At 35.4% G+C, this 20,757-nt stretch carries 19 protein-coding genes and 1 other RNA gene; 11 read left to right on the forward strand and 9 right to left on the reverse strand.

Annotation, left to right across the window (positions count from 1 at the left end; translation table 11 throughout):
• Positions 1-123: 123 nt before the first annotated feature.
• Positions 124-588, forward strand: coding sequence for a DUF1573 domain-containing protein (locus CLU97_RS15730; protein ID WP_121488773.1), 465 nt, complete (start codon positions 124-126; stop codon positions 586-588).
• Between the two features lie 216 nt (positions 589-804).
• Positions 805-1,674, forward strand: coding sequence for a polyphosphate kinase 2 family protein (locus tag CLU97_RS15735; RefSeq protein WP_121488774.1), 870 nt, complete (start codon positions 805-807; stop codon positions 1,672-1,674).
• A gap of 99 nt (positions 1,675-1,773) precedes the next feature.
• Here the strand turns inward: CLU97_RS15735 and rnpB are convergent.
• An RNA gene (rnpB, locus tag CLU97_RS15740) (RNase P RNA component class A) lies at positions 1,774-2,098 on the reverse strand.
• A 234-nt stretch (positions 2,099-2,332) separates the two neighbouring features.
• Here rnpB and CLU97_RS15745 point away from each other — a divergent pair.
• The 4 genes from CLU97_RS15745 to CLU97_RS15760 all read left to right on the forward strand — a co-directional run bounded on the left by CLU97_RS15745 (position 2,333) and on the right by CLU97_RS15760 (position 6,177).
• Positions 2,333-2,824, forward strand: a complete 492-nt coding sequence (locus CLU97_RS15745; RefSeq protein ID WP_002976998.1) for an RNA polymerase sigma factor — start codon at positions 2,333-2,335, stop codon at positions 2,822-2,824.
• The gene (locus tag CLU97_RS15750) at positions 2,817-3,491 is read left to right on the forward strand and encodes a beta-carotene 15,15'-monooxygenase (protein WP_121488775.1); all 675 of its coding nucleotides are present in this window, start codon (positions 2,817-2,819) and stop codon (positions 3,489-3,491) included. Before CLU97_RS15745 ends, CLU97_RS15750 begins: the two co-directional genes overlap by 8 nt.
• Before the next feature lie 58 nt (positions 3,492-3,549).
• Positions 3,550-5,175: an AMP-binding protein gene (locus CLU97_RS15755; RefSeq protein WP_121488776.1), complete on the forward strand. Its 1,626-nt coding sequence runs from the start codon at positions 3,550-3,552 to the stop codon at positions 5,173-5,175.
• A 165-nt stretch (positions 5,176-5,340) separates the two neighbouring features.
• Positions 5,341-6,177 carry a carboxypeptidase-like regulatory domain-containing protein gene (locus tag CLU97_RS15760; RefSeq protein ID WP_121488777.1) on the forward strand — a complete coding sequence of 279 codons (837 nt, stop codon included), beginning with the start codon at positions 5,341-5,343 and terminating at the stop codon, positions 6,175-6,177.
• A gap of 93 nt (positions 6,178-6,270) precedes the next feature.
• Here the strand turns inward: CLU97_RS15760 and rpoN are convergent, their stop codons facing one another.
• From rpoN to CLU97_RS15790, 6 genes are all read right to left on the reverse strand, one after another.
• Positions 6,271-7,734: an RNA polymerase factor sigma-54 gene (gene rpoN, locus CLU97_RS15765; RefSeq protein WP_121488778.1), complete on the reverse strand. Its 1,464-nt coding sequence runs from the start codon at positions 7,732-7,734 to the stop codon at positions 6,271-6,273.
• A 159-nt stretch (positions 7,735-7,893) separates the two neighbouring features.
• Positions 7,894-9,342: an asparagine--tRNA ligase gene (asnS, locus tag CLU97_RS15770; protein WP_121488779.1), complete on the reverse strand. Its 1,449-nt coding sequence runs from the start codon at positions 9,340-9,342 to the stop codon at positions 7,894-7,896.
• A 760-nt stretch (positions 9,343-10,102) separates the two neighbouring features.
• Positions 10,103-11,845 carry a helix-turn-helix domain-containing protein gene (locus CLU97_RS15775; protein WP_121488780.1) on the reverse strand — a complete coding sequence of 581 codons (1,743 nt, stop codon included), beginning with the start codon at positions 11,843-11,845 and terminating at the stop codon, positions 10,103-10,105.
• 142 nt (positions 11,846-11,987) lie between these two features.
• Positions 11,988-12,629, reverse strand: a complete 642-nt coding sequence (locus tag CLU97_RS15780) for a hypothetical protein (RefSeq protein ID WP_121488781.1) — start codon at positions 12,627-12,629, stop codon at positions 11,988-11,990.
• Between the two features lie 29 nt (positions 12,630-12,658).
• Positions 12,659-13,123 (reverse strand): hypothetical protein, encoded by a 465-nt coding sequence (locus CLU97_RS15785; protein ID WP_121488782.1) that lies wholly within the window; start codon positions 13,121-13,123, stop codon positions 12,659-12,661.
• Between the two features lie 6 nt (positions 13,124-13,129).
• Entirely contained in the window at positions 13,130-13,759 is a 630-nt protein-coding gene (locus CLU97_RS15790; RefSeq protein WP_121488783.1) for an LA_2272 family surface repeat-containing protein, read from the reverse strand.
• Positions 13,760-14,071: 312 nt separating this feature from the next.
• Here CLU97_RS15790 and CLU97_RS15795 point away from each other — a divergent pair, with 312 nt between their 5' ends.
• The 5 genes from CLU97_RS15795 to CLU97_RS15815 all read left to right on the forward strand — a co-directional run bounded on the left by CLU97_RS15795 (position 14,072) and on the right by CLU97_RS15815 (position 19,577).
• Entirely contained in the window at positions 14,072-15,001 is a 930-nt protein-coding gene (locus CLU97_RS15795; protein ID WP_121488784.1) for a helix-turn-helix domain-containing protein, read from the forward strand.
• Positions 14,998-15,804, forward strand: coding sequence for a helix-turn-helix transcriptional regulator (locus CLU97_RS15800; RefSeq protein ID WP_121488785.1), 807 nt, complete (start codon positions 14,998-15,000; stop codon positions 15,802-15,804). The genes CLU97_RS15795 and CLU97_RS15800 overlap by 4 nt, the downstream gene beginning before the upstream one ends.
• Before the next feature lie 118 nt (positions 15,805-15,922).
• Positions 15,923-16,762 carry an SDR family NAD(P)-dependent oxidoreductase gene (locus CLU97_RS15805; RefSeq protein ID WP_121488786.1) on the forward strand — a complete coding sequence of 280 codons (840 nt, stop codon included), beginning with the start codon at positions 15,923-15,925 and terminating at the stop codon, positions 16,760-16,762.
• 155 nt (positions 16,763-16,917) lie between these two features.
• Positions 16,918-17,832 carry a helix-turn-helix domain-containing protein gene (locus tag CLU97_RS15810; RefSeq protein ID WP_121488787.1) on the forward strand — a complete coding sequence of 305 codons (915 nt, stop codon included), beginning with the start codon at positions 16,918-16,920 and terminating at the stop codon, positions 17,830-17,832.
• 92 nt (positions 17,833-17,924) lie between these two features.
• Positions 17,925-19,577, forward strand: coding sequence for a serine hydrolase domain-containing protein (locus CLU97_RS15815; protein ID WP_121488788.1), 1,653 nt, complete (start codon positions 17,925-17,927; stop codon positions 19,575-19,577).
• A 55-nt stretch (positions 19,578-19,632) separates the two neighbouring features.
• On the opposite strand, the gene rimM is transcribed toward CLU97_RS15815, so the two are convergent.
• Both rimM and CLU97_RS15825 read right to left on the reverse strand, forming a co-directional pair.
• Complete coding sequence (gene rimM, locus CLU97_RS15820) at positions 19,633-20,175, reverse strand: ribosome maturation factor RimM (protein ID WP_121488789.1); 543 nt, start codon at positions 20,173-20,175, stop codon at positions 19,633-19,635.
• A gap of 15 nt (positions 20,176-20,190) precedes the next feature.
• Entirely contained in the window at positions 20,191-20,757 is a 567-nt protein-coding gene (locus tag CLU97_RS15825) for a 30S ribosomal protein S16 (protein ID WP_034698991.1), read from the reverse strand.

Consider the following 20,757-nt stretch of genomic DNA (forward strand, 5'->3'; position numbering starts at 1 on the left):
CTATTTCTTTGGCTTGCAATTTGCAAAAATAGTCTAAAGAAAAAAATTTTTAAGCATGAATTAAAATAATTTTTAACTTTGTTTCACAAAATTTATCTAACAAACATATTAACATTCAAGAATATGAAAAAACTAATTGCAGGAATTGCATTATTCGGGACATTTGCTCTGGCATCTGCACAAACTATTACATTTGATAAAACAACTTTCGATTACGGAACTATTAAGCCTAGCTCTGATGGCACAAGATTCTTTACCGTAACGAATTCTGGTGATAAGCCATTGATCCTTTCAAATGTAAAACCTTCTTGCGGATGTACAACTCCTGAGTTCAGCCAAGATCCAATTATGCCTGGGAAATCAGCTAAGATCAAGGTTGGATACAACACTGCTATTCCTGGTCCTTTCAACAAAATGATTGAGGTTTTCTCTAACGACCCTGCAAACAACAGAAGCGTAATCTACATTAAAGGTAACGTAGATGCTAACGCTCCTGAGCCAAAAGTATTGACTCCTGCTGAGCAGAAAGAAGCTGCTAAAGCTGAGAAAAAAGCTGCTAAACTTGCTAAAAAAGCTGTTGCGAAGTAATCTCTACTCAAAAAAATAAAAGAACCGTCTCCGTTGAGGCGGTTTTTTTATTACATTTATATTAGAATAGATGTTAGAGGCTAGAAGTTAGATATTAGATAATTTATGTCATAATTTGAAATGATAGCCAAAATCTTTTAATCTTTTAATCTTTTAATCTTTTAATCTTTTAATCTTTTAATCTTTTAATCTTTTAATCTTTTAATCTTAAAACATATGGACACCGATTTCTCAGATGATTTTAAAGTAAATGGAAAATTTTCAATAAAAAAAACGTCAACGTCTTATAAAGGGAAACTCACTAAAGAAGAAGGGGCAGAAATGCTGATTAAGGAGAAAGAAAAGCTTCGTGAGCTGCAGGAAAAACTGTATGCTGACGGAAGCAAGTCTCTTCTTGTTGTACTGCAGGCAATGGATGCTGCGGGAAAGGACAGTATGATAGAGCATGTTTTCGGAGGGGTAAATCCGCAGGGTTGTAATGTGACCAGCTTTAAGACACCAAGCTCCAAAGAATATTCTCATGATTTTTTATGGAGACATTATCTTGCGCTGCCACAAAAAGGAATGATTGGAATTTTCAACCGTTCTCATTATGAAAGTGTTTTGGTTTGCAAGGTGCATCCTGAATATAATTTAAGCGAAAAAACATGGTCATCGGTAAAAGATTTTGATGATAAATTCTGGGAAAACAGATATGAAAGCATCCGAAATTTTGAAAAACATCTTGCCCAGAACGGAACTACCATTGTAAAAATCTTTTTACATGTTTCTAGGGATGAGCAGAAAAAAAGACTTTTAGAAAGAATTGATGAACAGGAAAAAAACTGGAAATTCTCTGCGGGCGATCTTCCGGAAAGAGCTTTATTTGACCAATATATGGAGGCTTATGAAACCGCTATCAATGAAACTTCAAAAGATCACGCTCCATGGTATGTGCTTCCTGCTGACAACAAGTGGTTTGCAAGAGTAGCTGCTATTCAAATCATTATTGATACGCTGGAGAAAATGGATCCTAAATATCCTACTCTTTCCGATCAGGACAGACAAGACCTATTGGAATCAAAAAAACAATTGGAAAGCGAATAAATTAGATTGGAAAAATAAAGCTTGAAGAGTGAAGGCTTAAAATCATTACATATAAAAAACTTCACTCTTCAAGCCTCTGACTTCCAGCTTTTTTAAAAAATCACGAGAAAATCTATAAGCCGGATTCTGTACTTCCGAAAAAGTGCCTGTTATTTATCTACGTGGTACATTGCTGCAACACTTGAGCTGATTACCCCTCGGTTTTCAGGACGAGCCGCCCCTATTTCCATTGCTGAAAAGAACCGATATACTTACCATTGCACCGCAAAGAGTTTACCTGGTTTCACTACAGCCGAACTGTACCTGCTTTCTGTTGCACTTGTCCTACCCTCGCGGGTGACGGATGTTATCCGCTTTGCTACTCTATGGTGTCCGGACTTTCCTACCTCCCGTAAAACGGGAAATCAACAAGCCGATTTTCTCGCGGAGGCAAAGGTACGCAAATTTTGTGGTAAAAAGGTAAAGCAACGAAATGACTAAAGTATTTTAACTGATGTAAATTATCCCGAATTTATAAATTTTTGACGTTTACTTTTTAATGAAAGTATAATAAATCTTTTTCACTCATCTTAAATTTTACTTTTCTGCTTTTTATGAATTTGCATTATATTTTTCAGTAATTACCACTTTATTATTATCTTCGTGCCATTATATATCTATGGATTCCAGAGAAAAAGAATTTGCGCAGCTTATCAAAGATAATCAGGGACTGATTATTAAGGTATCGCGTCTTTACACCAATTCTCTGGAGGATGAAGAGGATCTTTTCCAGGAAATCGTGTTACAGCTCTGGAGAAGTTATGATTCTTTTAAAGGAAATTCCAAGATTTCAACCTGGATGTATCGTGTAGCGCTCAATACTGCCATTACTCTTTTTAGAAAAAAAAGCAAAAGCCTTCCTACCAATGAGCTGGACATCAATCACAGAGATTTTGTGGAAGATGATGATGAAAAACAGCAACAGGTATCACTTTTGTATACTGTAATCAAGACTCTTCCTAATGTGGAAAGAGCTATTGTCATGATGTATCTTGACGATCTGCCTTACAAGGACATTGCAGAAAACCTCGGAATTACTGAAGTTAATGCACGTGTAAAAATGAACAGATTAAAGAAAACCCTTAAAGAACAGATGGAAAAATATGCCTGAATTTGATCTAGATAGTTTTAAAAAAACCTGGCAGGAACAGCCTGTTCAGCCTAAATATGACAACAATGAGATTCTCCAGATGTTGAACAGAAAATCACGCAATTATGTGAAGTATATTTTCTGGATCAGTGTTTTAGAATTTCTTTTCTTTTCCGTATTTGGGTTATTCTACTTTTTTCAGGAAGAAGAATCTGAAAGTTTCCGTAAAATGCTCGAAAGATTAGGGGCACAAGAGGCTCCTGAAGTAGAAAACAACTTCGGTCATGTTTATCTGGCGATAAAAATTTTAAGCCTGCTGATCACAGCTTATTTTGTACTGAAATTCTATCAGAATTACCGGAAAATCAAAATTGAGGAAAATCTGAAGGGTCTGATTACCAGAATTATTAAATTCAAAACAACAGTGAATGCATTTATTCTGATCAGCATTGTATTGCTGGTAGTATTTACTTTTGTACTGACTGCATTCATATTTTATACTTTAAACTCTCAGAATATACAGCCAAGCGGCTCCAATCTTACCATCATCATCGCGGGAATTGTTGTCAGTACCTTGCTCGCTGTCTCTATGATCTGGTTTTATTACAGATTGGTATATGGTATCATTATCAGAAAGCTTGATAAAAATTTAAAACAGCTTAAAGAAATAGATTCTCAGGAAAGTTAATATTCATAGGCATAGTTCGGGATATAATTATTATTTTTAGCCCACCAAATCTTAAACTATGCCCTTATCTTATGTATATGGAACTTCTGATGTTCCATTATTAGGACAGACCATCGGAGCCAACCTTAAAAGGACTGTCGAAAAATACCCTCATCAGGAAGCACTAGTCTGTGTTCATCAGAATTACAGAGCTACTTACCAGGAATTTTATAATCAGACCACTGCCGTTGCGAAAGCTTTACTGCTTTTAGGAGCAAAAGCAGGAGACAGAATCGGAATATGGTCTTCTAATCGCTATGAATGGGTTCTTTTGCAATTTGCTACGGCGAGGATAGGAACCATTTTAGTGAATATCAATCCGGCCTACAGAACTCACGAATTGACATATGTTCTTAACCAATCCGAAATTCGTTTTATTTTTTCTTCTTTAAGTTTCAAATCCAGCAACTACAAAGAAATGGTGGAATACGCCAAAGAAGTGTGCCCAACTTTGGAGCATGAGATTTTCTTTGATGAAAACTGGGAAGAATTTGTGAACAATGGCCAGGATATTTCAGATGAAGTCCTTCACAGTTTTGAAGAGCATGTACAGTTTGATGATCCTGTTAATATTCAATATACTTCAGGAACTACAGGTTTCCCGAAAGGTGTTACCCTTTCTCATCATAATATTCTCAACAATGGTTATTTTATTGGTATCCGATTAAAATATACGGAAAAAGACCGTGTCTGTATACCTGTTCCTTTTTATCACTGCTTTGGAATGGTCATCGGAAATATGTGCTGTGTGGCTCATGGAGCGTGTATGGTAATTCCGAATGACAGTTTTGATCCGGATATCACTTTGAAAGCTGTTTCTGACGAAAAATGTACGTCTTTGTACGGTGTACCCACCATGTTTATTGCTGAACTGGCTGTAAAAGATTTTGATACGTATGATTTTTCAAGTTTAAGAACAGGCGTTATGGCTGGTTCAGTATGCCCTCCGGAGATTATGAAAAAGGTAGAAAGCCTTATGAACATTAAGGAAATGAGCATTTGCTACGGGATGACGGAAACTTCGCCGGTATCTACTCAAACTTTGATTGGAACCCCATTGGAGAAGCAGGTAAGTACTGTAGGAACTGTTCAGGATCATCTTGAAATAAAGATTATTGATGAAAATGGAAGAACTTTACAACGAGGAGAGCATGGGGAACTTTGTACAAGAGGCTACTCTGTTATGCTGAAATACTGGAACGATCCCGAAAACACAAAAAAAATACTGGATGATGCCCGCTGGATGCATACCGGAGATATGGCTGTAATGGACAAAGACGGCTATATTACCATTTCCGGGAGGATAAAAGACCTCATCATCCGTGGCGGAGAAAATATCTCACCGAAAGAAATTGAAGACTTTTTATATACCTATACCAACATTCTGGATGTTCAGATTATTGGAGTTCCGAGTGAAAGATTCGGGGAGGAAGTAATGGCGTGGGTGAAGGTAAGAAAAGGATTTACCATCACAGAAGAAGAGCTTCAGGAATACTGCAAAGGAAGAATTGCTCACTACAAAGTCCCAAAATACTGGAAATTTGTAGATGAATTCCCAATGACTATTTCAGGAAAGATAAGGAAAGTAGAGATGCGGGAGATTTCTATGAGAGAATTGGGGTTAGAGAATGTAAAACAAAGCTGAAGGTGAAAATCATAAAATAATGAAATGGTGAAAATGTTGAAATAATCCTACATTCTAAACTTTGGCCTGGATTAAAGTCTTTTCTACGGATAAATATTCTATCCCATTTTCCTTATCAGGTTATTAATATGAAATAAAATAATATATTTACAAAAAACTAAAAACATGAAAATTGTATCGGTACTAGGTGCTCTCTTACTTAGTATAAGTATGTATTCTCAAAAAATATCCGGAAAGGTTATCAATGAAAATAATGAGGTTGTTTCTTACTGCTCAGTAAGCCTGGAAAATATAAATACAAGTACAATTACAGATATCAATGGGAATTATTCTATAGATATCCCCGAAAATGCGAAAAAAAGTGATTATATCATCTTTGAATCCAATGGTTATGAAGATAAAAAACTAACCATAGAAGGAATAACTTCCAATGCCAATATTACATTAAACAAAAAGGCCAATGCTATTCAGGAAATCAGTATAATTGGAAAAAAAACAAAGAAAGATGTTTTGGGATATAAAAGCAGGCCAATGCTCACTTTCTCTAAAATGTTTGATCAGAATGTTCCCACCATTGAACAGGGACAAATATTCAATATTTATAAATGGACTAAACTTAACAGCTATAATTTTTACATTATTCCGAGCTCTAAATTCAAGGAAATTACTTTAAAGCTCAATGTATACTCTGTAAAGAATAATTTACCGGATGAATCTCTCCTACAGGAAAATATAATATTTAAAACCAATACTACAGGCTGGCAAACCATTGATCTGGGAAAATATAAACTTATTTATAATGATCTGGATCAGCTGGCGATTACCTTACAACTTGTTGAAAATGTACCTCAGGATAATGTAGATTTCGTTTTCGGAATCTCTGCAAAAAAAACATTGTCCAAGGACTTACTGTTCCGTTATCAAAGTCAGGGAAAATGGGAAGCCAGTGGAGGGAACTTTATCTCCAATATTGATATTAATTATATGAAGGATAAAAAGTAAGCATTTAGACAAATATTTCTGATTTCTTAGAGATAGCTAATCAGTTTAAATAAAAAAGGTGAATATGTCTATTCACCTTTTTTGTATTATCTGTTAAAGTTCTTTTCTTAATCTTGCGACAGGAATATTGAGCTGTTCACGATATTTTGCAATTGTTCTTCTGGCAATATTATACCCCTGTTCTTTCAGAATGACCACTAATGCATCATCAGTAAGCGGTTTCCTCTTATTTTCTTTACCAATAACTTCCTGAAGATGGGTTTTGATCTCTTTGGTAGACACTTCTTCTCCGTCATCATTCGTTAAGCTGTCAGAGAACAGATCCTTCAGATATACAATTCCATTCGGGGTATCTGCATACTTACTTTTTACCACCCTTGAAATGGTAGAGATATCAAATCCTGTAATATCTGCAATATCCTTCAGAATCATTGGTTTCAGCGACTTTTCGTCACCAGTAATAAAATAATCCTTCTGGAACTTTACAATAGCTGTAATGGTCTGTAATAATGTATTCTGACGCTGATTAATGGCATCAATATACCATTTTGCGGCATCCAGTTTTTGCTTGATAAATAATGCAGCCTGCTTATGTTCTGATGAATTCTTATCATGAGAATAAGTAGTCAGAATATCTTTATATTCTTCAGAAACTCTTAAGGTAGGCGCATTCTTACTGTTCAGCATAGGAATTACCTGTCCGTCTTTCACCTGAATCACAAAATCCGGAATAATTTCCTGATTGATCGTAATGGTTTGGGTATCAAAGTTCCCTCCTACTTTTGGAGACAGTTTTGAGATTTCATCCAGAGCATCTTTCAGATCATCTTCTTCAATATCATATTTCTGAATGATCTTGTTATAGTGCTTATTCGTTAAGGCTTCAAACTGATGTCTTAAGATATTGGCAGCCAAAGACACTGCTTTGTCTGAGCTTACTTTCTTTTCAATTTGTAATAGTAAACATTCCTGAAGTCCTCTTGCTCCTACACCGGACGGATCCAGTTTCTGAACATAATTCTCAAGAATATCCTCTACTCTTTCCTTCGTTGTATAAATCCCCTGTGAGAAAGCAAGATCATCCACAATAGATTTGATCTCTCTTCTCAGATAGCCGTCTGTATCTAAGTTTCCGATAAGATATTCTGCAATCTTAAGATCTTCTTCATTGATATTAACCAAATGAATCTGTTCTGTAAGATAGTCGTATAAAGATTGTCCCTCCGTTAGAAGGCTTTCGTTATCAAATTCCTCATCATCCGGAGAATAGTTGCTGGATGCGGTTTTATAGCTTGGTTCGTCGTCATAGATATATTCATTGACGTCGAAATCTGTTTCAATGCTTTCTGTACCCTCATCCTGATAAGCGTCTTCCAGAGAAGAATAATCATCCTCTTTAGAATCTTCTTTTGCAATTTCCAAAGCCGGATTTTCTTCTAACTCTCTCTCCAACTCCTCTTCAAATTCAAGAGTATGGAGCTGAATAAGCTTCATCAACTGGATCTGCTGAGGGGCCAGCTTCTGTCCTAATTTGAGTTGTAAGTGTTGTTTAAGCATATTCTTCTTTACGTTTTAACATAACATATTCTACGAATTTAATAAATTTATTTGATAAAATACACATTTAGCATGATTTTTGCATGACTTACTTTAATATAATAAACTATTAAATAATAAAAAAAGCCTTAACTTATGATTAAGGCTTTTTTTATTGTTCTAGAATTCAGCGCTTTTCGGTGTTCTAGGGAAAGGAATTACGTCCCTGATATTCGTCATTCCTGTTACGAAAAGAACCAGTCTTTCCAATCCTAAACCAAAGCCTGCATGCGGCACAGAACCGAATTTTCTGGTATCAAGGTACCACCAAAGTTCGTGCTCATCTACGTGCATATCTGCCATTTTTTGTTTTAAAACATCCAATCTTGCTTCTCTCTCTGACCCACCAATGATTTCACCGATACCAGGGAAAAGAACATCCATAGCAGCAACGGTTTTATTATCATCATTCAGTTTCATATAGAACGCTTTGATTTCTTTCGGATAGTCAAATAATACTACCGGGCTCTCAAAATGTTTTTCTACAAGATATCTTTCATGCTCAGACTGAAGGTCAGTTCCCCAACTCTCAACCGGGTAAGCAAATTTTCCTTTTTTGTTTTCTTTAGAGTTCAATAAGATTTCGATAGCTTCTGTATAGCTTACACGCTTGAAACGTTTAGCCACTACATTCTGAAGTTTTTCGATAAGACCTTCTTTTGCTCTTTCTTTTTCCGGTTTTGTTTTCTGCTCTTCTGCAAAACGGTTGTCTAAGAATTCAAGATCATCTTTACAATTATCCAATACATACTGGATTACATATTTTAAGAAATCTTCCGCAAGGTCGATGTTATCTTCAAGGTTGTTGAATGCCACTTCCGGTTCAATCATCCAGAACTCTGCAAGGTGTCTTGTAGTGTTAGAATTTTCAGCACGGAAAGTAGGTCCGAAAGTATAGATTCTTCCCAATCCCATTGCAGCAGTTTCTCCTTCAAGCTGTCCGGAAACGGTAAGGTTGGTTTTTTTACCGAAGAAATCCTGAGAGAAATCAATTTCCCCTTCTTCAGTTTTCGGCATATTGTTCAGGTCAAAGTTTGTTACTCCAAACATTTCACCTGCTCCTTCTGCATCCGCTCCTGTAATAACCGGAGTGTTAATATAGAAAAACTGGTTCTGGTTGAAGAACGAGTGAACTGCAAAACTTACCGCGTGGCGCACTCTGAACACTGCACCGAAAAGGTTTGTTCTGAATCTTAAGTGTGCCTGCTCACGAAGCTTTTCAAGGCTGTGTTTTTTAGGCTGAAGAATTGTACTCTGAAGTTCTTCTGTAAAGTTATCTCCTAAAACGATGATCTTTTTAGCAATAATTTCCACAGATTGTCCAGCTCCCTGGCTTTCTACCACCTCTCCTACTACTTTAAGGGAAGAAGCTGTACTGATATTCTTAAGGATCGCTTCATCAAAATTTTCGAAATCAACAACTATCTGCAAATTATTAATCGTAGAACCATCATTAAGCGCAATAAAGCGATTAGCACGGAAGGATCTTACCCATCCGTAAACGGTAATGTCATGATGTAATACTTTCTTGTAATCCTTTAGGACTTCTTTGATCGTTTGCTTTTTCATTTGTTGATGATAAATTTTTTATATAAAAATTAATGTCTGCAAAGTTACAAAAAAACAGCGCAACTTGATGATTGCGCTGTCTTTAAAAATCATTTAACAAGCATTTAAACTTTCAGTTCAGGAAATTCACCTTTTTTCTCCTTCTCGCTCTGCTGCATTTTCAGGTTACATTTCCACTCAATACTGTCCTGAACTTCAATAAAATCCGTATTGATCCGGAATGAACACTTTACACTATCACTTTTAAAAAGAATAAAATTTTATTTTACTCTGAGCTTTCATGGAATTAGTTTTACTGAAATGGTTATTAGTTTTTTAAGTGATACCTCAGTGCTACATTACCGGTCATACATCCATTTTTACACTATACTCTACTTTTAAACTTTTTGTGGCGGATTCACCACCGGATTTTGTTTTTAACTGCTTCTGATTTTTAAATGATCATTACTACACTTTTATACTTTTAAATTTCTGAACAATTATCTCATTATTTACATTTATTTTCTTGGTTATTCTTTCTGGCCTTTTTACTTATTAATTTTTATGTTCCAATTCCCAGCTTGATATTTTAATTTATCAACAGTTTGGAATTGATATCCTGTATTGTGCACATACAAAATAAATGGTTGTGTTTTTACCTGAAACAAAGATGCAGCAAGAAAAATAGTGACACAAGTGTATGGTTTATAGATTCATAAATTTATATACCTAAAATCATGAATTTATAAACATAAATAAAATGAAAATCAGCGAGTTAAAACTATTTTCCGGTCATATTTTCAATTTCTTTCAGATAAATAGAAAGAGGTGTTCCGGTTCTTTTTTTGAAGGCTAAAGTGAAAGCCTGTTCATTATTATATCCTAATTCTTCGGCAATAAAAGGAATTTTATAAGACCTGAATTTTCTGTCATTCGCCAGTCTGCTGATGGCATAATCAATACGGAGATCATTCAGATAGGTGGCAAAGTTTTTTCCTTTGTGGGTATTGATAATTTCCGACAGATATTTCGAGTTGGTTTTTATTTTTTTGGCAAGACTTCCCAGCGTAATTCCTCTGCTTAAGAACTGATCCTTGCTTTCAAAGGTCTCAAGTTCTGCTAAAATGGTTTGCGCAATATCTTCCGAAATTGTTTTGGTGATTCTCTCTTCAGAATTTCCTGCATTTTCTACAGGAAGAGGTTCAGAGAAGGATTCTTTTTCCGGTTCAGATTTATAGTCTCTATCAAATCTTCTTTCATTAGCAGACAGAATAAGATCCTGAGCAATCTTTTTATAGTTCTTTTCAGACTTTTTATATTTAAAATAAACATTAATGAATAGCAGGTGTGATATCAGCAAAAGACTTAGAACAATATAAAAAAGGCTTTTTCTTTTTGTAAGCTCGTTGGTAATATCTTCTTTTTCCTGCTGAAGTTCCGGCGTATCATATCTTCTCGGAAGCTCTCTGGAAATATATCTGAATTGGGTATACAGTACATTGTCCACTTTTAAAAACCGCTCTACGTAATATAATTGCTTCTCGGTATCGCTGTTTTCTTTATAATAATCAATCAGATAGGTGTATACATCCCGCAGTTCGGGATAAATATAGTTTGTTTTAAGAACCATAGAGTCTATCTTTCGGAAAAAATCTACAGCTTTCTCTTTTTGTTGAAGTCCAGCATAAGATTTTCCCAAATATAAAAGAGTATAATTCTGGCTTCTTGTATCACTATTATTGTTTGTAAAGAAATATTTTTCACATTCTAATAGGCCGTCAATGGCTTTCTGGTATTTTTTTGAATGCAGATTATAATATCCCAAAAGCCCAAGGTTCTCATAATAACGGTAAAAATCTTTATTTTTCCTGGATTCCTGTAAACCATCCTGTATCAGGATATAAGCAGAATCCATCTTATTGATTTCTATGTAAGCATCAGCCAGATTCAGTTTGAGCGTTCTTTTCTCATCCTCATTCATATAATCTGCATCATAAGCGTAGTGCCTTAGTACTTTAGCAGTTTCTTCGTGTTTTCCGATATAATTATTAAGATAGGCAATACTGATATGTGCCATGGCAATCTGCCTTTTATTTCCTTTTTCTTTGGCATATTTCAGTCCAAGGATATAATTATTCAATGCAGACTGGAGATTATTATTTCTAAAATAAAGATTTCCCCTTAACAGATAAATTCTGGCCGGATAAGTATTTTGTTTAGAATTTTGAGTGATATGCTGCAGGCTGTCAAAATCCTTTAATGCATCAGATAAATTCTCTTCGAAATGACGCATGACATATCCTTCAGCAATACGGGCCGTATTGTTTTCAGATTTTGCTTTTTTAAGATAATAATCTGCAATACTTTTACTGTTTCCTTCTCCCATACGGCTACTGTAGAATTCTTTTTCCAATTCTTCATAAGTCCTTTGTTCCGGGGTATTTTTTTCTTCATTATTGGCCTGTGCATGACAAAACACAACGCCAATAATCAAAAACAGTAGTAGACATTTTATTTTCATCATTCATCCTAGCTATAGTACAAAAATATTATTTTTCTTCAGTAGATACGCCACTTCTTTTACTTTTTTCCGTGAATAGGGAATAATTTTATGAAAATGAATAATAAAAGAGAGTACAGCGTGATCACTGTACTCTCTTCAACAACTATTTCCATTCTACTCTGCCTTCCATATAATATACTCGCCCTTTGTCCTCGTAAAGGAGATCATAGCCCTGAGAGGTCAGATAGAAATGACAGACCTTCATTTCATTATTTTTTTCTTTGAACTGAATAACGGCAGGACACATCTTAGCACGATCCATTTTCCTCACAATTAAGTCAAAGTTCTTCTGAATATTCTTTTTGCTGTACAGGGACAGCATACGGTCATCAATAAAACGAACATATTTCAAAGAGGAAAGTGGATAATTGATCAGCTTAAAGGGTTGTCCCGCCAGTTTTGCCGAATTCTCATTGAAAAAATTCGTAATCGAAAGGCTATCATTTGTAATTTTCTTCACCACACTTGATTCATATCTTTGTCCATCTGCAAATTCCATACTGTAGATGGCTTCCATTTTAATGGCAAAACCTTTACCTGATTTTCTTAAATCTTTAAGGTCTGTAAATTCTTTTCCTTTCTTGATGACGATTAAAACATTTCCCTCTCCAAAATCACATTCGTAATATTTTTTATAGTCAAAAGGTTCTTCTGCTGGGGTATTCACAGTATCATTGATGGTATTTTGTGAAAAAATACGGGCGGACAGCATCAATAAAAATAATATCAGTTTATAATTTTTCATGGTTGAATTATTTATTGGTTTAAAATCATTTAAAAGACAAGGTTAATTCCTATTCCGAAGCGAAATCCTTTAATGGGAAATGGTTTATAGATATTATATTCGAAGTTATACCCGAATTCTGCACAAAAGAAATGGTAAAAGTTGATTCCAGCTTTGGGCGACACCGCATAAGGCGAAACTCCAGCCCCGGCATATAAAGACGATATTTCTGCACCATCACTAAACGAAACCACTTTTCTGAAATAATCAAACTCCGGAATCACCAGCAGCCTTCTTTCATCCCACCAATTAAAGTGTCCTCTTAAACTGTAGTAATTCTTATCACCATCAGTCAGTTTTGTTCCTATGGACCAGAATGCCTTACTATCCATTGAAGTTCCTTCAATTCTGGTACTGAGAAGAAGAACCAGCCACTTTTTCTCTTTAATTTCTTCAAACTGAGCTTTCAGAAAGCCACAAAGAAACAGCGTAATAATTACAACAAGTTTTTTCATCACTTCTTATTTTCTTTTTTGTTTCTTAAAATTCCAGTTGATTAAAGGAAGTTTTCGTCTTCCGTTCTCATTCCATCCGCCAATTTGTATTCCTCTGAAATCATCACATTTATTATACAAACCGATCTGTATTCCTCTGCATTTATGCCCTATATTGGCTAATGGCGCTACAGAAAGCCCTTTCATTTCATGATGCAGATTAAAAAACGGAGAGAAAGACATACCATTGGTTACCGCATAGGTATTCATATTACTCGAAACATTGACCTCCAAACCATTAGTAACCGTGGGTTCCATATTGATGAGCGACAACTGAAGTCCGTTGATTTTATTCATCTTTTCCCGGGGAACAATAACATAATCATCGTTGCTGGGTAAACTTAAATTGAACAGCATTAACGGCGGCAGGAAAACACCCAGAAAATTGAATCCCATTCCCAAACCGTTTACTTTTTTAGGCTTAAAATGATCTTCTTCATCATAATATTTGAATAAAATTCCATTGACGTTTCGGACATTCTTTGAAGGTGAAGCAGCAATCAATCTCGGTTTCAAAGAATCTGCTTTTAAACTGTCTGATGCATATGCCAGACTGCCGAATAAAAGAACTGTTATTAATAAAATTCGTGTTTTCATAACTCTTATTTTAAAATTATAGTTCAAAATTATCTGCTGAAGACACAGTTCCGAATGTGAAAAAAAATTAAAAAAAACATCCTGTTTGCGAAAATCACAAAATGAGGGGTTGGAAGTGGGAAGAAGGAAGCTGGAAGTTACTTTGAGTGATCAATAGTAATAGTGATTATAAATTCAGTTACTTTTAAATTGTTATTGTTTCTTTCTCCCTGCAAGAATTCCCTTCTCCCAGCTTCAAACTTCCAGTCTACTAAACAGAAAATCGAAAACTCTTTCCACAAAAAATGCTACATTTGTGAAAATCACAAAACTATGCACCAGGAAGCTCTGCTTAAGGAAATCCGAAGAAAAATTGGTGAGAAATCTTTAAATGATGAGATCGCCAACATTCTTAATATCAGCTATGATGCGGCTCACAGAAGGACTTCTATGAAAGCCAAGTTCAGTTTTGAAGAAGCACTGGAGCTTGCCAAATATTATCAGATCTCTTTGGATCAGTTTCTCGGAACAGAAAATCAACTGGTAGTAAAGAGAACCCAGCCTGTAAAAACTACCGAAGATCTTTTAAACTATTTTGAGAACTCACTGAAGATTTTGAATGTTTTTCAGAATATCACCAATTCCAAAGTATTTTATTCCGCAAAAGACATCCCATTTTTTTATACCATTTCAGATTCCATTCTGTCCCGTTTCAAGTTTTATGTCTGGATGAATTTACTGAATCAGGATAAATTCTTAAGTCCGTTTCATGAATTTAATATGGAATACCATTCTGTAAAAAATGACCTGCTGAAAGATCTTTACGATAAACAAAACGTAACGGAAATATGGAATGACACCACGATTATGAGTGCTTTGAGACAAATTTCATTCTATTATGAAATGGGTTTATTAAAGAAAAATGAAGCGGATCTTATTCTGGAAAACTTAAAAAAATTACTGGAAGGCCTCGAGATCAAAACACTGGAAAAAACTAATTTTCAGATCTATGTGAATGATTTGGTTATTTTAAACAACGCTATTTTATTCAAAAATGAAGAACAGTGTTCTTTTTTTGTGCCTTTCAGCATGTTTGGATATATGATGACGAATGATAAAATCACGTGTGAAGATTCTCTGAGCTATTTTGAGCATCAGATCAAAAACTCCAGATCGCTGAATGAATCCGGAAACAGGGAAAGGAAAATGTTTTTTAATAAGATGTACGAACAGATTGACCGGTTAAAACAAAATTTATCATGAATACTCTTCGTAACGGCGAATATTTTGGAGACACCAATCAAATAGTCAATCTTGAAGGATTGACGATCACTGATACGGAGTATACGCATCCTTACGTAGACTGGCATTATCATGAAAATGCATATTTCACTTTTCTTCTTCAGGGCAATATGACGGAAGGAAACAAAAAAGAAGTCTATAGCTGCTCTGCTGGAACATTATTGTATCATCATTGGGAAGATCCACATTACAATATTAAACCTGATATTTTTACAAGAGGCTTTCATATCGAGCTCACTCAAAGCTGGTTTGACCGGTTTGATATTCAGAAAAATAAAGTAGAAGGAAGTTTTAATATAAAAGATCCTGCCCTGAAACTTCTGGTTTATCAGATGTTCAAGGAAACCAAAACGCATAACATTTCGTTTGAACTGTCCGTCAATCAGTTGTTATTACATCTTTTCAGCCAATTAACCCATCAAAAGCAAAATATGGAAAGAAAACCTTTGTGGGTAGGTCAGATCAATGAAATTTTACATGAAAGTTTTACAGAAAGTCTCAGTCTTACGGAACTTTCCAAAACACTGAACATCCATCCTATTCATCTCAGCAGGGATTTTCACAAGTATTTCCATTGCAATCTGGGCGAATACCTCAGAAAATTAAAACTCAACAAATCTCTTGAACTGCTCACTTTATCCAATTCTTTAACGGATATCGCTTTGGAATGCGGTTTTTCAGATCAAAGTCATTTTATCCGTTGTTTCAAAGAAAACATAGGAATTACGCCTCTGAAATACAGAAATCTCCTCAAAAATCATTAACCTTTTTCGAATACTATCGCCATTCACGATTTGGATACATCATTCCCCGATTTGGATACATTTCCCTTTTCGTAAGTTGCCATCTTTGTACCATCATTTAAACAAAAAATATTTAAAAATGGAAACAAAAAAAGTATGGTTCGTGACAGGAGCTTCAAAAGGCTTAGGATTCGAGTTGGTAAAAAAATTACTGTCCGAAGGATTTCAGGTTGCTGCTACAAGCCGTACCGTTGAATCCCTGATCTCCACAATCGGAGAAACTTCAGAAAACTTCCTTCCACTCAGCGTCAACATTACAGATAATAACGACATCAAATCTGCCATCGCAAAAACAGTTGACCATTTTGGACGAATTGATGTGGTGGTCAACAATGCAGGTTATGGGCAAATCGGAACGCTGGAAGAACTTACCGATGAAGAAGCAAGAGAAAATTATGCTGTGAACGTTTTCGGAACATTGAATGTGATCAGAAATGCCATGCCCTATCTTCGTGAGCAAAGATCAGGAAACATCTTCAATATTTCTTCTGTGGGCGGCTATTCTGCTAATTTTCCGGGCTGGGGAATCTATTGTTCTACAAAATTTGCTGTTGCCGGATTTACAGAAGCACTTGCTGAAGAAGTAAAAGATTTCGGAGTGCATGCTACTGTTGTTTATCCGGGATATTTCCGTACAGATTTTTTAACTAAAGATTCGGTAAAGACACCATCTAACCCTATTCAGGCTTATGAAGCAGCAAGAAATTCGGAACAGGCTCACCTTAATGAAATTAATGGAAATCAGCCTAATGATCCTGAAAAAGCAGCTGATGTGCTGATTCAGATCAGTAAAGAGAAAAATCCTCCAGTGCATTTGTTATTGGGTGTAGGAACCCTGGAATTTCTGAATAACAAAATTGATATTTTACAAAAAGACGCTGAGAAATGGGAAAGTCTTACTGTTTCTACTGCAATTTAATTTGATACTATCCTTCGACTCCGCTCAGGTTGGCACTAAACCATTCGTTTGAATCATTTGAACGTAAAATTTTAGAGCAAGTCTGCCTGATCAGAGTCGAAGACTTTTTGAATCAATATGTTATCCTTTTTGTAAAAATAACTAATTTAGCTCTTATGAAACAGCCTGTTCATTTTAACTCTATTTCAGATTTTCATGTTTTTTGTGGTCTTCCTAATCCTGAACATCCGTTGATCAGCGTGATAGACTACAGTAAAGTCCGTTATGTTGTAGACAATGAGGAACTGAAATGGATTCAGAATTTTTATTCAATTGGTTTGAAAAAGAATGTCACTCCAAAGTTCAATTACGGGCAGCAGCAGTATGATTTTGATTCAGGAGTGCTATGCTTTGTTTCACCACAGCAATATTTAAGTCTCGAAATCAATCCTGATGTTGAAGTAGAACCTACCGGATTTTTATTGCTGATTCACCCTGATTTTCTGTGGAATACTTCATTAACCCGAAAGATAAAATCCTATGATTTTTTCAGTTATCAGGTTAAAGAGGCACTTTTCCTTTCTGATAAAGAAGAGAAAATTCTTGTTGATATTTTTAAAAATATTGAACGTGAATATCAGACCAACACTGATAGATTCACGCAGGAGCTGATCATTGCCCAGATTGAACTATTACTGGTTTACTCTGACCGTTTTTATGAACGTCAGTTTTTTACCAGAAAGAAGTCTAGTCACGAATTGCTGTATAAATTTGAGGACATCCTTTCCCAATATTTTGAAAGTGGAAATCTTCTTGAAAAAGGTATTCCATCGGTAAAAACTATCGCCGAACAGATGAATATTTCTCCCAATTATCTGGGAACACTTTTACGGCTTCATACCCAGCAAAACACACAGCAGCATATTCAGAATAAACTCATTGATTCTGCCAAAGAACGTTTGAGCACCACGAGTTTATCTGTAAGCGAAATTGCTTATGAACTAGGATTCGAACATCCACAATCTTTCAGTAAACTCTTTAAACAGAAAACCAGTCAGTCTCCGGGAGAATTCAGAAAGCTATTTAATTAAACTCTGTAGAGATTAATAATACATTAGAAATGTTAATTTCATTCTATTTTGCCATAAGGAAGTTCATTATTTTTGCTTAAATACTTTTTAAAATGAAACCTATCCTATTATTGATCTTTATTTTCTCATTTTATTTTTATCAGGGGCAAAGTAAAAATATAATCGATGTCGAGAAAATTGAGAATCCAATTCAGAAAAAATACTCTGGGAAAATCGTTTTTCTTACCCAAAATACAGCGTTGGAAAATTTGAAAGATTCAGACTTTCTCAGCTCATTGGTGTTTCAGGAAAATGGAGATCTGGGGATTCATGCTTTCTTTGACAATTCTCTTGTCAACTATCTTCATCAGCTTGAACCCAGCTGGACTGCTGATGAATTGCTTAAAAAAGGAAATTATCAATTCTCATTTTATGTAGACGGAAAGCTGATCTATAAAGAAAACCTCAATACGGGAGCGGGCACTTCGGATCAAAAAAAATTCAAAACGACATTACAGATTCCTCTTCTCAGCAGTAAAAATGAAGATTCATGGGGAAGGTATTTATGGATGCGTTTTTATATGGCTCATAACGGAATTGATGCGCTTACAGCTGGAAATCACATTTTGAAAATTGAAATCCGGCCTTATCTTAATACTTCCACGATCAAAACAGGATCTGTTATCGCAGAAGGACAAATTAATCTTACTGTTTCTTCTCAAAATATTCCGGAGCAGCAAATTGCACTTCAACCCATTCAATCTAATAGCGGATGGAAGGTTTCTCAAGAAAAAATCAATACAGAAACCATCAGAAATCTGAATAAGAAAATTGCAGAAAACAGGTTCAAAAATATAACCGGAATAGTCATTATAAAGGAAGGAAAATTACTTCTTGAAGAATATTTCAACGGATCCGGAAGAGACTCCTTGCAGGACACCCGTTCAGTAGGAAAGTCTTTTTCTTCAGCTTTAACCGGAATCGCGATCAAAGATGGATATTTAAAGAGTGAAAACCAAAATCTGAAGGAATTTTATGACCTGAAACCCTTTAAAAATTATGCTTCTCAAAAAGACAATGTCACGATAAAAAGCTTATTGACAATGAGCTCAGGATTCGACGGAAACGATGAAAATTATGAATCTCCCGGAAATGAAGAAAATATGTATCCGACTGAAAACTGGATCAAGTTTATATTAGATCTGCCCATGACAGAGAATACAATAGGAAAAAACTGGAGTTATTTCACTGCCGGAGTTGTATTAACAGGAGATATTTTAGATAAAAAAGTTCCACAAGGTTTGGAAAAATATGCTGATAAGAAGTTATTTCAACCTCTTGGAATCACTAATTATAAATGGCAGTTTACACCACAGCAAAAGCCTTCCCTGGCAGGAGGATTACGGATGAGGGTAATTGATTTTGCAAAATTCGGACAGTTATATAAAAATCATGGGACATGGGATGGAAAAACTATATTGACCAAAGATTGGATTAAGAAATCTTTCACCAATTATTTCACAGATAATCCTGATTTTGAAGGATATGGATATTTATTCTGGAGAAAGGTTTACATAGTGGGAAACAACCGTTATGAAGCTTTCCAATCCAGTGGAAATGGGGGAAACAAAATCATTATTTTCACCGAAATACCAGTTGTCATAGTGATTACTGCACAAGCTTACAACAAACCTTATGCACACCAGCAATCTGAAAAAATAGTACAGGATTATCTTTTACCCGCCTTAAATATGGGTAATAAGTAATGAATAATCAGTAATGTAAAAAAGTGAGAAAGAATAGCTTATTGCTTATTGAAAGCTATTCGTCTTTCTTAGATGGAACCAAAAACACATCAATAAGACCTTCAGGAAGTTCCATTTTGATTGTTCTTTCTTCCCTGTCAATTTCCAGAATCCAGTCTTTGATCATAGGAATTACCACTTCTTTTCCATCCAGATTGGTAATGAAATACACTTGTGCCGTCTGATCATTTACAGATCTGATCACACCACAGTTGTTATCATGTTGATCTAAGATTTCAAATCCGATGATTTCGTGGTAGTAGAATTGTTTTCCTGAAAGTTTAGGTAAAGAAGCAAGCGGAAGGTAAACACTTTTACCCAATACCTGGTCTACCATAGCCTCAGAAGAGTTTTTGAATGCAAGATTCAGAGCATCAAGTTTACTCCATGATGATTTTTCAATAAAAAATGGAACCAATAATCCGTTGATTTCAACGAATATTGATTCCAATTTATTGTAAAGCTCGGGTTGATCGGTATCCAGTTTAAGGATTACGTTACCCGCAAGTCCGTGTCTGCGTGTGATTTTACCTAAAAAATAGCAATCTTCTTTACGCATAACAGGGGTTTGTTCTTAAGCTTCAGTGTTTTCTTCAGTTTCTGCAGCAGGAGCTTCTCCTTCTGTAGCTTCAGCAACAACTTCTTCAGCAGGTGCGTTAGCAGCTTCTTCAGCAGCCTTAGCATCAGCTTCAGCTTGTGCAGCAGCAGCAACTCTAGCTTCGTTTACTTTTACTTCAGCTTCTAAAGCAGCTTTCTTAGCATCAGCTTTAGCAGTTGCTAAACCTTCTACTTTACCTTGTACTTTAGAATCTTTAGCTTCTACCCAAGCATTGAATCTTTTTTCAGCTTCAGCTTCGTCAAAAGCACCTTTAGCTACACCACCTTGTAAGTGTTTTTTGTAAAGAGCACCTTTGTAAGATAGAATAGCTCTAGCAGTATCAGTAGGCTGAGCACCGTTGTTTAACCACTGTACAGCAGAATCAACGTTCAATTCGATAGTTGCCGGGTTAGTAATTGGGTTGTAAGTTCCTAGTTTTTCGATGAATCTACCATCTCTTCTAGCTCTAGAATCTGCAACCACGATGTGGAAAAAAGGTTTTCCTTTTTTACCGTGTCTTTGTAATCTGATTTTTACTGACAT

This window comes from Chryseobacterium sp. 7, assembly GCF_003663845.1.
Taxonomy (GTDB): Bacteria; Bacteroidota; Bacteroidia; order Flavobacteriales; family Weeksellaceae; genus Chryseobacterium.